Below are 13478 nucleotides of genomic sequence, written 5' to 3' on the forward strand. Positions count from 1 at the left end.
TCACGCGGCGAATGCGCCTATGCAGGCCTGAGCAGGACGTGCCGCTTCCTGCCGAGCGACAGCTTGATGACGCCTTCCGGCGTCAGGTTCGAAGGTGTCAGCACCATTTTCTCGTCGGTGACGGCGACATCGTTGACGCGAAGTCCGCCGCCCTTGATCTGGCGGCGCGCCTCGCCATTGGACGCCGCCAGTCCGGCCTTGACGAACAGCGCCAGCACGCCGGGCCCGGCTGCGAGTTCGCCGCGTGAAATTTCCACCGTCGGCAGGGATTCGGCGATCGCACCTTCCTCAAAAGTCTGCCGCGCGGTTTCCGATGCGGCATTGGCCGCATCGCGGCCGTGCAGCAGCGCGGTCGCCTCTGTCGCCAGCACCTTCTTGGCTTCGTTGATCTCGGCGCCTTGCAACGCGGCAAGCCGCGCGATCTCGCCGATCGGCAGGATCGTGAACAGCTTTAGGAATTTGACCACGTCGGCGTCTTCGACGTTGCGCCAGTATTGCCAGAAATCGTAGGGGCTGAACTCGTCGGCATTGAGCCAGACCGCGCCTCTGGCGGTCTTGCCCATCTTGTCGCCCGATGCGGTCGTCAAAAGCGGCGTCGTCAGCGCAAATAATTGCGGCGTGCCCATGCGGCGGCCGAGGTCGACGCCGTTGACGATGTTGCCCCATTGATCCGAGCCGCCCATCTGCAGCCGGCATCCGGCGCGCCGCGACAGTTCGACGAAATCATAGGCCTGGCAGATCATGTAGTTGAACTCGATGAAGCTCATCTCCTGCTCGCGTTCGAGACGCAGGCGCACCGAGTCCATCGTCAGCATGCGGTTGACGGAGAAATGCCGGCCGATGTCGCGCAGCATTTCGATCCAGTTCAGCCTGGTCAGCCATTCGGCATTGTCGAGCATCACCGCGTCGCTGGCGCCATCGCCATAGCGCAGCACTTTTGCGAACACGCCGCGGATAGAGGCCTTGTTGGCCTCGATTTCCTCGACGCTGCGCAGCGCCCGCGATTCATCCTTGCCGGAGGGATCGCCGACCATGGTGGTGCCGCCGCCCATCAGGGTGATCGGCTTGTTGCCGCTTTGCTGCAGCCAGTACAGCATCATCATGGTGAGGTAATTGCCGATATGCAGCGAGCGCGCGGTGCAGTCATAGCCGACATAGGCGGTCGCCTGGCCTTTCGCGGCAAGCGCGTCGAGGCCCTCGAAATCGGAGCATTGGTGGATGAAGCCGCGTTCCTGCAAGATGTTCAGAAAATCAGATTTAAATGCGGTCATTTGTCTGCTGCTCTGATCATTCTTGTTTTACGTTATTTGCATCAAGTTACCGAACCAGGGCGGAATGGGGTGCCGCGGGCGGACGCGCTGTGGCATTATAAGATGTGCTTGTTTGACACAAGCCGGGCGTCCCGGGCCGGGGCGCCGATAGGGCACCATCGCCATGATGTTGACGGCACTCGGTCTGATGAGCGGCACCTCGCTCGACGGGGTCGATGTCGCATTGATCGAAACCGACGGCAGGCAGGTCAAGGCCTTCGGCCCGTCCGGATACCGGCCTTATAGCGAAACCGAGCGCAGCCTGCTGCGCCGGGCGCTGGCCGAGGCCATCCACCTGGCACAGCGCGACGCCCGGCCGGGCAGCCTTGCCGAGGCCGAGCGCGCCGTCACCCTCGCGCATGCGGAGGCGGTCGCCGCCTTTACCGCGCAAAACCGCATCAGCTACGAAGATATCGATATCGTCGGCTTTCACGGCCAGACCGTGCTGCACCGGCCGGAGCGAAAACTGACCGTGCAGATCGGCGATGGCGCGGCGCTGGCCAGGGCCATCCACATCCCCGTGATGCACGATTTCCGGGCGGCCGATGTTGCCGCCGGCGGGCAGGGGGCGCCGTTCGTGCCGGTTTATCACCGTGCGCTGGCGCAATCGCTTGCGCGCGAAGGGCCGATGGCCGTGCTCAATATCGGCGGCGTCGCCAACATCACCTATATCGACGGGCCGGACACGCTGATCGCCTGCGATACCGGGCCCGGCAACGCGCTGATCGACGACTACATGTTCCGCGTGATGCACCAGCGCTTCGATTGCGAGGGCCGCATGGCCGCCCAGGGCGCCGCCGACGAGGCCTGGATCGCCCGCGCGCTCGAGCTGCCGTTCTTTGCCCTGCCGCCGCCGAAATCGCTCGACCGCAACGATTTCGCCGCGCTGAAGCTCGGCCAGGTGTCGCCCGCCGACGGCGCCGCGACGCTGACGGCGTTCACGACAGCGGCGATCGCCCGGATCGTGGCGCTGCTGCCGAAGCCGCCGAAGAGCTGGATCGTGGCCGGCGGCGGTGCCCGCAACCTGACCCTGATGCGGATGCTGCGCGAGCAACTTGCGCCCGCAACCGTCGAGGCGGCGGATTCGCTCGGCTGGTCCGGGGATGCGATCGAGGCGCAGGCGTTCGGCTTCCTGGCGGCCCGCGGCCTTAAAGGTTTGCCGCTGAGCTATCCCGCGACCACGGGGGTCCCGATCCCGATGACAGGCGGGGTGATCGCGCGCCCGTGATTTCAATGCGATCGCATTGATCTTGACATTTTAATGCAGATGCATTCAATTAGATGCAGATGCATTGATTTCGAGGTTTGCGATGCCAAAACCGCTGAAACTGATCAGCCACAAACTCTGCCCCTATGTGCAGCGCGCGGTGATCGCGCTGACCGAGAAGGGAGTACCCTTCGAGCGGATCGATGTCGATCTTGCCAACAAGCCGGACTGGTTCTTAGGCATATCGCCGCTCGGCAAGACGCCGGTGCTGCAGGTCGGCGACGTCCCGATTTTCGAATCCGCCGTGATCCTCGAATATCTCGAGGAAACCCAACAGAGGCCGCTGCATCCCGCCGATCCGCTGGTTCGCGCCGAGCATCGGGCGTGGATCGAGTTCGGCTCGGCCGTTCTCAATGATATCGCGGGGTTTTACGCAGCCCCGGACGACGCCGCGTTCAAGGCCAGGACCGCCCAGCTCGCGCAGCGCTTCGCGCGGCTGGAGGCGCGGGTCGTTGCCGCGCCGTGGTTTGATGGCGCCGATTTCTCGCTGGTCGATGCCGTGTTCGGCCCGGTGTTCCGCTATTTCGACGTGTTCGATGACATCGCGGATTTCGGCATTCTGGCGGGTAAGCCGAAGCTGGCGCGCTGGCGCCAAATCCTGGCGGCGCGGCCCTCGGTACGTATGGCCGTCGGCGCCGACCACCCGGCGCCGCTGCGCGATTTCATCGCGCGGCGGAAATCCTGGCTGTCGGGGCTGCAGGCACGCGCAGCGGCATGACGGCGGCGTAGGATGGGTAGAGCGGAAAGCGAAACCCATCAATTGTAGTTCATCATGGTGATGGGTTTCGCGAAGGGCTCAACCCATCCTACGGGACGTCAGCGCACGTTGGCGAGCCGCATGTCGAGATAGCCGGTCACCGTTTCCATCAACGGCTGCAATTTGCCGTCAAAGAAATGGTTGGCGCCGGGGATGATCTGCTGGTCGATCACGATGCCCTTCTGGGTCTTCAGTTTCTCGACCAGCGTGTTGACGTCCTTCGGCGGCACCACCGCATCCTTCTCGCCATGCACGATCAGCCCCGACGACGGGCAGGGCGCGAGGAACGAGAAGTCGTAGAGATTGGCAGGCGGCGCGATCGAGACAAAACCCTCGACTTCGGGCCGGCGCATCAGAAGCTGCATGCCGATCCAGGCGCCGAACGCGAAGCCGGCGACCCAGCAGGCACGCGCCTCGGGATTGATGGTCTGCGCCCAGTCGAGCGCGGAGGCCGCGTCCGACAGTTCGCCGGTGCCATGATCGAACGATCCCTGGCTGCGGCCGACGCCGCGGAAATTGAACCGCAGCACCGAAAATCCGCGATGGGCAAACGCGTAATAGCACTGGTAGACGATCTGGTGATTCATCGTGCCATGAAACTGCGGATGCGGATGCAGGATCATCGCGATCGGTGCGTTCTTCTGCTTGGCCGGATGATAGCGGCCTTCGAGACGGCCCGCGGGGCCGGTGAAAATAACTTCAGGCATCAGCGATCCCCTGATCGATTCCTAGAGTGACCCTTGGCAATCAACCGATTTGGGCTGACTTCATCGGCGTGTCCGCAGACAAAGTGGCTCATGGAAAGGGTGATCAGCGTCGTTGGGCGATGCGCGAACGGCGCTCGGTGGATTTTGAGGCCGCGTTCTAGCATGAGGCGAGGGGCAAAAAGCAAGCATCTTGAACATCCGGTAGTCAGTTCAACGCGTTAGTTGCCGATTGTAAGAGACCGCGCGATCACCAATTGCGATAACAAGGCTGGCGCACCGCTCGCTCGCGGCTGGTACGAGACCGGAACATCAAAGGTATTATAGAACCATATGCCCGACCGAGTCTATCTTGACTGGAATGCGACCACGCCGCTTCGCCCCGAGGCCAGGGCGGCGATGGCCACAGCGTGGGATCTCTGCGGCAACCCGTCCTCGGTTCATGCCGAGGGCCGGCAGGCGCGCCGGCTGGTCGAGGAGGCACGGGCCGCGGTGGCTGCAGCCGTGGGAGCGCGGCCGCAGGACGTCGTGTTTTCCTCAGGCGGCACGGAGGCCAATGCGCTGGCGTTGACACCGGGGTTGAAGCTGGCGGCCGGGCAGCCGGTGCAGCGGCTGCTGGTTTCGGCGATCGAACACCCTTCGGTTCTCGCAGGCGGCCGGTTTCCGGCCGAGGCGATCGGCATCATCAAGGTCACGCCATCCGGCCTGGTGGACCTCGACCATCTGCGCGCGATGCTGGATGGCGGTCCGCCGGCCCTGGTATCGGTGATGCTCGCCAACAACGAAACCGGCGCCGTGCAGCCGGTGGCAGAGGTAGCTAGGCTCGTCCATGGAGCGGGCGGTCTGCTGCATGTCGATGCGATCCAGGCACTTGGGAAAATCCCCCTTGATATCAGGGTAATACAGGCGGATCTGGTGACGCTTTCCGCGCACAAGATCGGCGGCGCCAAGGGGGTCGGCGCGCTCGTTCTGACGGAGCAGGTAAGGGGATTCGAGCCGCTGTTGCGCGGCGGCGGACAGGAGCTCGGACGCCGGGCGGGCACGGAGAATGTGGCGGGCATTTCGGCCTTTGGAGCCGCGGCCAAGGCCGCGATGGCGGCCATGCGAGGGGGTGCCGGTCGTCTGCAGGGCCTGCGGGACCGCCTGGAAGACGGTTTACGGCAGACGTTCGGAATGATCGTGTTTTCCCAGGGGGTGTCGCGCCTGCCGAATACCACGCTGTTCACGGTTCCTGGTCTCAGGGCGGAAACGGCGGTGATCGGCTTCGACCTTGCCGGTATCGCGGTATCCTCCGGTTCTGCCTGCTCATCGGGAAAGGTTCAGCCCTCCCACGTGCTCGCCGCCATGGGTTTAGACGGGGACCTGGCGCAGGGCGCGGTGCGGCTCAGCCTGGGCTGGTCTACCTCAGAGGCGGACATCGATTTTGCCCTCGAGGCTTGGCGAAAGCTTGCCAATAGCTTACTTAAGGAGAAGCGACGAAACACGGCTTGAACGGTTCTAAGCAGGTGATTTCGTCGGAAAAACATCGTAATAGACTTTCCGAACTGATCCACCGCGGTCCTTGAAACCGCGAGCGGAGGATGGAATGCCAGCCGTACAAGAGACGGTCGACCGCGTCAGGCGGATCGACGTCGATCAATATCGATATGGATTCGAGACGCTGATCGAGTCCGACAAGGCCCCGAAGGGGCTGTCGGAAGACACCGTCCGTTTCATTTCCGCGAAAAAGAATGAACCGGCCTGGATGCTGGAGTGGCGGCTGGAGGCCTATCGCCGCTGGCTGACCATGACCGAGCCGAAATGGGCGCGGGTTCACTATCCCAAGATCGACTACCAGGATCTCTATTACTACTCGGCGCCGAAGCCGAAGAAGACGGTGGCGTCGCTTGACGAGATCGACCCGGAAATCCTGAAAACCTATGAGAAGCTCGGCATTCCCTTGCGCGAAGTCGAGGTGCTGGAAGGCGTGGTGCGCCCGGAAGGCCAGCGCAAGATCGCCGTCGACGCCGTGTTCGATTCCGTTTCCGTCGCCACCACGTTCCAGAAGGAGCTGAAGCAGGCCGGCGTGATTTTCATGCCGATCTCGGAGGCGATCCGCGAACACCCTGAGCTGGTGAAGAAATATCTGGGCACCGTGGTGCCGACCTCGGACAATTATTTTGCGACGCTCAATTCGGCGGTGTTTTCCGACGGCTCGTTCGTCTATGTGCCGCCGGGCGTGCGCTGCCCGATGGAGCTGTCCACGTACTTTCGCATCAACGAACGCAACACCGGCCAGTTCGAGCGCACGCTGATCATCGCCGACAAGGGCGCCTATGTCAGCTACCTCGAAGGCTGCACCGCGCCGCAGCGCGACGAAAACCAGTTGCACGCCGCCGTCGTTGAGCTGGTCACACTGGATGATGCCGAGATCAAATATTCGACGGTGCAGAACTGGTACCCCGGCAATTCCGAAGGCGTGGGCGGCATCTACAATTTCGTCACCAAGCGCGGCGACTGCCGCGGCAACAATTCGAAAATCTCCTGGACCCAGGTCGAGACCGGCTCAGCCATCACCTGGAAATATCCGAGCTGCATCCTGCGCGGCGACAATTCTCGCGGCGAGTTTTACTCGATCGCGATCTCGAACGGCCACCAGCAGGTCGATTCCGGCACCAAGATGATCCATCTCGGCAACAACACCACGAGCCGGATCATCTCCAAGGGCATCGCCGCCGGCGTTTCGCAAAACACCTATCGCGGCCTTGTCACCGCGCACCGGAAAGCGCGAGGGGCGCGCAATTTCACCGCCTGCGACTCGCTTCTGATCGGCGACAGATGCGGCGCACACACCGTGCCCTATATCGAGGCGAAGAATTCCTCCGCGCTGTTCGAGCATGAGGCGACGACGTCGAAGATTTCGGAAGACGTGCTGTTCTACTGCGTGCAGCGCGGGCTGAGCCAGGAAGAGGCCGTCGGCCTGGTTGTCAACGGCTTTGTCAAGGACGTGCTGCAGCAACTGCCGATGGAATTCGCGGTGGAAGCGCAGAAGCTGATCTCGATCTCGCTGGAGGGGAGCGTGGGTTGATGGTCGAGCCTGATGCCGTCATTGCGAGCCAACGGGTCGCGCGAAATGCGCGCCCGATGACAGGCTCCGCGAAGCAATCCATTGTACGTAAACAACACTGGATTGCTTCGTCGCAAGTGCTCCTCGCAATGACGAATTTCCAGATTAGTCTCTTAAGGACAATGTGAATGCCATTACTCGAAGTCAGGAATCTGCAGGTTCGTGTCGAGGAGCGTGAAATTCTCCACGGGCTGTCGCTGACCGTGAACAAGGGTGAGGTGCACGCGATCATGGGGCCGAACGGCTCCGGCAAATCGACGCTCTCCCATGTCATCGCCGGCAAGCCGGGCTATGAGGTGACCGGCGGCGAAATCCTGTTCAAGGGCGAGGATATCCTCAAGATGTCGCCCGACGAGCGCGCCGCCAAGGGCGTGTTCCTCGCGTTCCAGTATCCGGTGGAGATTCCAGGCGTCGCCACCATGACCTTCCTGCGCACCGCGCTGAACGCGCAGCGCAAGGCGCGCGGCGAGAGCGAATATTCCACGCCGGACTTTTTGAAGAAGGTGCGCGCGGTGGCGGCGTCGCTGAACATCCCGCAGGAGATGCTTCGCCGCGGCGTCAATGTCGGGTTTTCCGGCGGCGAGAAGAAGCGCAACGAGATTTTGCAGATGGCGCTGTTCGAGCCGAGCCTGTGCATCCTCGATGAGATGGATTCCGGCCTCGACATCGACGCGCTGCGGGTCGCCGCCGACGGCGTCAATGCGCTGCGCTCGCCCGAACGCGCGATGGTCGTCATCACCCACTACCAGCGGCTGCTCAACTACATCGTGCCGGATTTCGTGCATGTGATGTCGAAGGGCCGCGTCGTCAAAAGCGGCGGCAAGGAACTGGCGCTGGAGCTCGAGCAGTCCGGCTACGCCCAGTTCGAGGATGTGGCGGCCTGATGAACGTCGTAATCACAAAAGCCGAAGCCGGCCAGACGTTGAGCGAGGCGTTCGCGCGGACACGCAACCGGCTGCCAGGTACTGGAAAAGTGCCCGACGCGCGCCAGCGCGCGTTCGACAGTTTTTTGCGCCGCGGCTTGCCGCACCGGCGGCTCGAGGACTGGAAATATACCGATCTGCGCGCGCTGATGCGCGAGGTCTTGCCGCAGGCCGCCGCGCCGGATCGGGCGGCGCTCGATGCGGCCGTCAGGGCGATGGCGTCCCATGGGATTAAAGGCGCCCGCCGGCTGGTGCTGGTGGACGGCTTTTTCGTGCCGGCGCTTTCCGGTCTCGATGATCTGGAAAAGGGGCTTGAGATTCGCACGCTGCGCGAGGTGCTGGAAAGTGGCACCTGGACCAGCCGCGACCGGCTGATCGACGTCGACGATACCAAGCCGATGGCGGTTCAGGACAAATCGGATCCGATGATCGCACTGAACGCGGCGATGATGACCGATGGCGTCATGATCGAGGTCGCCCCTGGCACCCGATTGGCGCGGCCGCTGCAGATCGTTCATATCGCGAGCCAGGGTCAGCCGGCGGCGATGTTCACGCGTTCGGCGGTGCGCGTCGGCAAGGCTGCGACGGCTACCCTGATCGAGAGCTACATCGCTGCGAACGGCGCCGGCAACTATCAGGTCCATGACGCGACCATGATGCTGGTCGATGCCGATGCGCGGCTCGATCATGTCCGGCTGGTCGAAGACAGCCGCGATGCGTTCAATATTTCCAGCGCCGCGGTTGGGCTGGGGGAAAAAGCCCATTTCAACACCTTCGGACTGACCACGGGTGCTGGCGTCAGCCGCTATCAGATGTTCATCGAGTGCGCCGGCAAGGGTTCGCAGGTCGAAACCAGCGGCGTCAATCTGGTCAACAGCCGCCAGCACGCCGATACCACGCTGTTTCTCGATCATGCGGCGCCGAACTGCACCAGCCGGGAAATCTTCCGGGCTGTCGTCGACGACCGCGCCCATTCGGTATTTCAGGGCCGTATCATCGTTCGTCCCAAGGCGCAGAAGACCGACGCCAAGATGATGACGCGGGCGCTGCTGCTGTCGGATGAGGCCGAAGCCGACAACAAGCCGGAGCTGGAAATCTTCGCCGACGACGTCACTTGCGGCCACGGCGCGACCACGGGATCGCTCGACGAGAGCCTGCTGTTTTACCTGCGCGCGCGCGGCCTTTCCGAGCAGGAAGCCCAGGCGCTGCTGATCCAGGCTTTTGTCGGCGAGGCTATCGAACGGATCGCCGAGGACGGCTTGCGCGCGCATGCGGCCGCGGCGGCGGAGCGCTGGCTGGAGGCGCGGGCATGACCATGCATCCGGCGGTCTCAAACGGCGCCTATGACGTAGGCCGCGTGCGGCAGGACTTCCCGGCGCTGGCGCTCAAGGTCTACGGCAAGCCGCTGGTCTATCTCGACAACGCTGCTTCGGCGCAGAAGCCGAACGCGGTGCTCGACCGCATGACGCAAGCCTACAAAACCGAATATGCCAATGTGCATCGCGGGCTGCATTACCTCGCCAATGCTGCCACGGACGCCTATGAGGGCGGCCGCGCCAAGGTCGCGAAGTTTCTCAACGCGGGGCGCATTGAAGAGATCGTCTTCACCCGCAACGCCACCGAGGCCATCAATCTGGTGGCCTCGTCCTGGGGCGAGCCGAATATCGGCGAAGGCGACGAGATCGTGCTCTCGATCATGGAGCATCATTCCAACATCGTGCCCTGGCATTTCCTTCGCGAGCGTCATGGCGTGGTCATCAAATGGGCGCCGGTTGACGACGAAGGCAATTTCCTGATCGAGGAGTTCGCGAAGCTGCTGACGCCGCGCACCAGGCTGGTCGCGATCACGCAGATGTCGAACGCGCTCGGCACCATCGTGCCGGTCAAGGACGTGGTAGGACTCGCGCACGCGCGCGGCATTCCGGTGCTGGTCGATGGCAGCCAGGCCGCCGTTCACCTCGCTATCGACGTCAGGGATATCGACTGCGATTTCTACGTCTTTACCGGCCACAAGCTGTACGGTCCGACCGGCATCGGGGTGCTCTATGCCAAGCACGCGCACCTCGTGGCGATGCGGCCGTATAATGGCGGCGGCGAGATGATCCGCGAAGTGGCGAAGGACTGGGTCACCTATGGCGATCCGCCGCACAAATTCGAGGCTGGCACGCCGGCGATCGTGGAATCGATCGGGCTGGGCGCGGCCATCGACTACGTCAATTCGATCGGCAAGGAGCGGATCGCCGCCCACGAGCATGGCCTTCTGACCTATGCCGAGGCGCGGCTGCGCGAGATCAATTCGCTGCGGCTGATCGGCACCGCGCGCGACAAGGGGCCGGTGATTTCGTTCGAGATGAAGGGCGCCCATCCCCACGATGTCGCGACCGTGATCGACCGGCAGGGCATCGCGGTGCGCGCCGGCACCCATTGCGCGATGCCGCTTTTGGAGCGGTTCAATGTCACGGCCACCTGCCGCGCGTCGTTCGGGATGTATAATACCCGTGAGGAAGTCGACCAACTGGCACAGGCGCTGATCAGGGCGCGGGAATTGTTTTCATGACCGACACAGCCGAAATCAAGACCGCCAACATGGAAACCATCTCGGCGTTGCCGCCGGAGGAGACCGAGCGGCTTGGCGGCGAGATCGTCGCCGCGCTGAAGACGGTGTTCGATCCGGAAATTCCGGCCGACATCTACGAGCTCGGCCTGATCTACCAGGTCGACCTCAAGGACGATCGCGGCGTCGACGTCATGATGACGCTGACCACGCCGAATTGTCCGGCCGCGGGGGAACTGCCGCAGATGGTGGAGAACGCCATCGCCAGCGTTCCCGGCGTCGGGGTTGTTAACGTCAATCTGGTATGGGATCCGGCGTGGACGCCGGACCGGATGTCCGACGAGGCGCGGCTCGTCCTCAACATGTGGTGAGGCGCCTGGAAGGATCGTGCTCGAACAAAACCAAGTACTATCGGCTCAAGGGAAATAGCCGGCATTGATTTGCCGCTGGGATTGACCACATGACTGAGATGACACCCGCTTCACCGACGCCCGCATCCAGGCCGAAGCCGCGCCCGCGCCCGCAGGTGATGAAACTCACCGAGGCCGCCGCGCAGCGGATCACCGAGCTGACCAAGCGCGCCGATTCCGAGATCGTCGGGCTTCGCGTCGGCATCAAGAATGGCGGCTGCGCCGGCCAGTCCTACACCGTGGAATATGCCCATGAGATCCGCCCGACCGACGAAGTCGTCGAAGACAGGGGCGTGAAGATCCTGGTCGATCCCAAGGCGGTGCTGTTCCTGCTCGGCACCGAGATGGACTACAAGGCTGACAAGATGCAGGCGCAGTTCATCTTCAATAACCCGAACCAGATCTCAGCCTGCGGCTGCGGCGAGTCGGTGCAGTTGACGGCCGCGAAGGTCTAGTCTGGTGTCCCGGACGCGGTGCAGCGTTCTTCACGCTGCTCCGCAGAGCCGGGACCCAAAGGGTGAGCTATGGGCCCCGGCTCTGCAGCGCACCGTTTCACGCTTCGCTGCGTCCGGGGCACGAGTTGTTTCCATGGACCGCGATTTCCTGATCGACCTGTTCGCGGACTTTGGTCCGGTTACCATCCGCCGGATGTTCTCCGGCTTTGGCATTTCCGCCGATGGCACCAACTTCGCTCTGGCGCTGCGCGCCGGACTTTTCCTTCGTGCCGACGAACAGACCATCCCGCAGTTCGAAGCTGAAGGTTCAAAGCCATTCCAGTATCAGACGCGGGCGAAGACCGTCACGGTGAACTCATACTGGCAATTGCCGGCGCGGCTGTTTGACGATTCGGAGGAGTTGGCAGACTGGGCGAGGGCAGCGCTGGCGGCCGCGCAGCGCGCGGCGATACGCAAGCGCCCGAAGCCGCGCAAGGCGGCGAAGACGGTAGCCAGGAAGGCCACGAGCACAAAGCCGGTGGCCAAGAAGACCGCTCCGCGAAAGCGAGTTCGTTAAGGGGGAAGCACTCCACTTTCGTCATTCCGGGCCTGCGCCAAAGAGGCGCATCCCCGATGTGCAATTGCACATCGGGGAATGACGGAGAGATTGTTGCGACCGTCAGGCGACCTGAGTGTGAGTCCCGGCGGCGTATTCCGGATCGACTTCGCAGATCACGCGGTTGCGGCCGTTGCGCTTGGCGGCATAGAGGCAGGCATCGGCGCGTTCGATCAGGGAATCGGTATCGTCGTCCGGCTTCAGCACGGAGACGCCGACCGATATGGTGACGCGGCCGAGAATCTCACCGGTCGATTTCTTCTTCAGTTCCTTCGCCATGATCGCACGGCGGATGTGGTCGGCCACCGTCAGCGCCTGGCGCAGCGCGGTGTTGGGCAGTACCACCGCGAACTCCTCCCCGCCATAGCGGGCGGTGATGTCCTGGCCCTTGATGGTCTGTTTCAGGGAGAGGGCGACCAGCCGCAGCACTTGATCGCCAGTGAGGTGGCCATAGGAGTCGTTGAACGACTTGAAGTGGTCGATATCGAACATCAAAAGCGACAGCGGCTCGCCGCTCGCGAGCGCCGCCTGGGCTGCCATTTCGATCGAACGGTCGAAATATTTGCGATTGCCGAGGCCGGTGAGCGGATCGGTCAGGCTCTCGGCGCGGATCGCTTCGAGACTGTACTGCAGGTTGCTGATTTCGGTCTTCGACAGCGCCAGCCGGTTTTCGAGCGCCTTGTTGGTGTCGCGCATCTCGCGGGTGGATTTCACCAGCTGTTCCACGATCGATCTGACCTGGTCGCGGCTTTGCGCCATGGCAAGCTCCTGGCTCGCCCCGCTCAGGCTGGCGTCATAGCTCGACGACACGCCCAGCGCCTCGGTGATGAGCGCCATGACGTCGTCGATTTCGCCGATCACGCGCGCGCCGACCTGGTCGATGCGGTCGGAGGTCTTGATTTGGGAAAGATAGGTCTCGTAGATCTGCTCGAGATCGGCTTCGCTCAGCTTGCCGTTGTGTGCCAGCGTTTCGTTGATGATCTTGTTGAGGGGGGCATTGTACCCGGTCGCATAGACGTACCAGATTTCATAGTTGCGGGGGACCGCGGTCTGCCGCAACGATCTGATCTGCCCGAGCGCGACTTCGGCAAAGGCCATCGTGCGTTCGTGTTCATCCAGCAGCTTGACCACCAATCACGTCCCCAATAGCGAGCAGTGCCGCTCACCCCCAGCAGCAATGATTAAATCATCGTCGCCAAGCTAGTTGAGGAGAATGAACGCCGGGTAAACGGCCGGTTACCGACGATTCGGCCGCTCACACGCGGGCGCGAACGGGCCGCAGCAGAAACGCCGGAAGATGCGAGTGATCGGCGGGCTCCGCATCGGCTTCGCGCGGCGGACGTCGTTGTTCGGCGCGCCCGATCGACGGCACGCGGGAGACCGGAGCGGGGCCTGGC

General features: G+C 63.0%; 13 protein-coding genes. 10 read left to right on the top strand and 3 right to left on the bottom strand.

What is annotated here, in order from left to right:
- Positions 1–17: 17 nt before the first annotated feature.
- Entirely contained in the window at positions 18–1271 is a 1254-nt protein-coding gene (tyrS, locus tag WCE35_RS13005; RefSeq protein ID WP_424593755.1) for a tyrosine--tRNA ligase, read from the bottom strand.
- 163 nt (positions 1272–1434) lie between these two features.
- Here tyrS and WCE35_RS13010 point away from each other — a divergent pair, with 163 nt between their 5' ends.
- Entirely contained in the window at positions 1435–2538 is a 1104-nt protein-coding gene (locus tag WCE35_RS13010) for an anhydro-N-acetylmuramic acid kinase (RefSeq protein WP_424593756.1), read from the top strand.
- An 82-nt stretch (positions 2539–2620) separates the two neighbouring features.
- Positions 2621–3295: a glutathione S-transferase family protein gene (locus WCE35_RS13015; RefSeq protein ID WP_424593757.1), complete on the top strand. Its 675-nt coding sequence runs from the start codon at positions 2621–2623 to the stop codon at positions 3293–3295.
- A gap of 98 nt (positions 3296–3393) precedes the next feature.
- Here the strand turns inward: WCE35_RS13015 and WCE35_RS13020 are convergent, their stop codons facing one another.
- Entirely contained in the window at positions 3394–4041 is a 648-nt protein-coding gene (locus WCE35_RS13020; RefSeq protein ID WP_424593758.1) for an alpha/beta hydrolase, read from the bottom strand.
- 330 nt (positions 4042–4371) lie between these two features.
- Here WCE35_RS13020 and WCE35_RS13025 point away from each other — a divergent pair, with 330 nt between their 5' ends.
- From WCE35_RS13025 to WCE35_RS13060, 8 genes are all read left to right on the top strand, one after another.
- The gene (locus WCE35_RS13025; RefSeq protein ID WP_424593759.1) at positions 4372–5529 is read left to right on the top strand and encodes a cysteine desulfurase family protein; all 1158 of its coding nucleotides are present in this window, start codon (positions 4372–4374) and stop codon (positions 5527–5529) included.
- Positions 5530–5623: 94 nt separating this feature from the next.
- A complete protein-coding gene (gene sufB, locus WCE35_RS13030; protein ID WP_424593760.1) occupies positions 5624–7105 on the top strand; it encodes a Fe-S cluster assembly protein SufB in 1482 nt (493 codons plus the stop codon).
- Between the two features lie 167 nt (positions 7106–7272).
- Positions 7273–8028, top strand: coding sequence for a Fe-S cluster assembly ATPase SufC (gene sufC, locus WCE35_RS13035; RefSeq protein ID WP_424593761.1), 756 nt, complete (start codon positions 7273–7275; stop codon positions 8026–8028).
- On the top strand, positions 8028–9380 hold the full coding sequence (gene sufD / locus WCE35_RS13040; protein ID WP_424593762.1) for a Fe-S cluster assembly protein SufD: 1353 nt from the start codon (positions 8028–8030) through the stop codon (positions 9378–9380). Before sufC ends, sufD begins: the two co-directional genes overlap by 1 nt.
- A 2-nt stretch (positions 9381–9382) precedes the next feature.
- Positions 9383–10624, top strand: a complete 1242-nt coding sequence (locus WCE35_RS13045) for a cysteine desulfurase (RefSeq protein WP_424593766.1) — start codon at positions 9383–9385, stop codon at positions 10622–10624.
- The gene (locus tag WCE35_RS13050) at positions 10621–10992 is read left to right on the top strand and encodes an SUF system Fe-S cluster assembly protein (RefSeq protein ID WP_424593763.1); all 372 of its coding nucleotides are present in this window, start codon (positions 10621–10623) and stop codon (positions 10990–10992) included. The genes WCE35_RS13045 and WCE35_RS13050 overlap by 4 nt, the downstream gene beginning before the upstream one ends.
- Before the next feature lie 89 nt (positions 10993–11081).
- Positions 11082–11486, top strand: a complete 405-nt coding sequence (locus WCE35_RS13055) for a HesB/IscA family protein (RefSeq protein ID WP_424593764.1) — start codon at positions 11082–11084, stop codon at positions 11484–11486.
- 133 nt (positions 11487–11619) lie between these two features.
- On the top strand, positions 11620–12042 hold the full coding sequence (locus WCE35_RS13060; RefSeq protein ID WP_424593767.1) for a TfoX/Sxy family protein: 423 nt from the start codon (positions 11620–11622) through the stop codon (positions 12040–12042).
- A 102-nt stretch (positions 12043–12144) separates the two neighbouring features.
- Here the strand turns inward: WCE35_RS13060 and WCE35_RS13065 are convergent, their stop codons facing one another.
- Positions 12145–13212 carry a GGDEF domain-containing protein gene (locus tag WCE35_RS13065; protein WP_424593765.1) on the bottom strand — a complete coding sequence of 356 codons (1068 nt, stop codon included), beginning with the start codon at positions 13210–13212 and terminating at the stop codon, positions 12145–12147.
- Positions 13213–13478 lie beyond the last annotated feature (266 nt).

The sequence above is a fragment of the Bradyrhizobium sp. genome (assembly GCF_049691595.1).
Classification (GTDB): Bacteria; Pseudomonadota; Alphaproteobacteria; order Rhizobiales; family Xanthobacteraceae; genus Bradyrhizobium.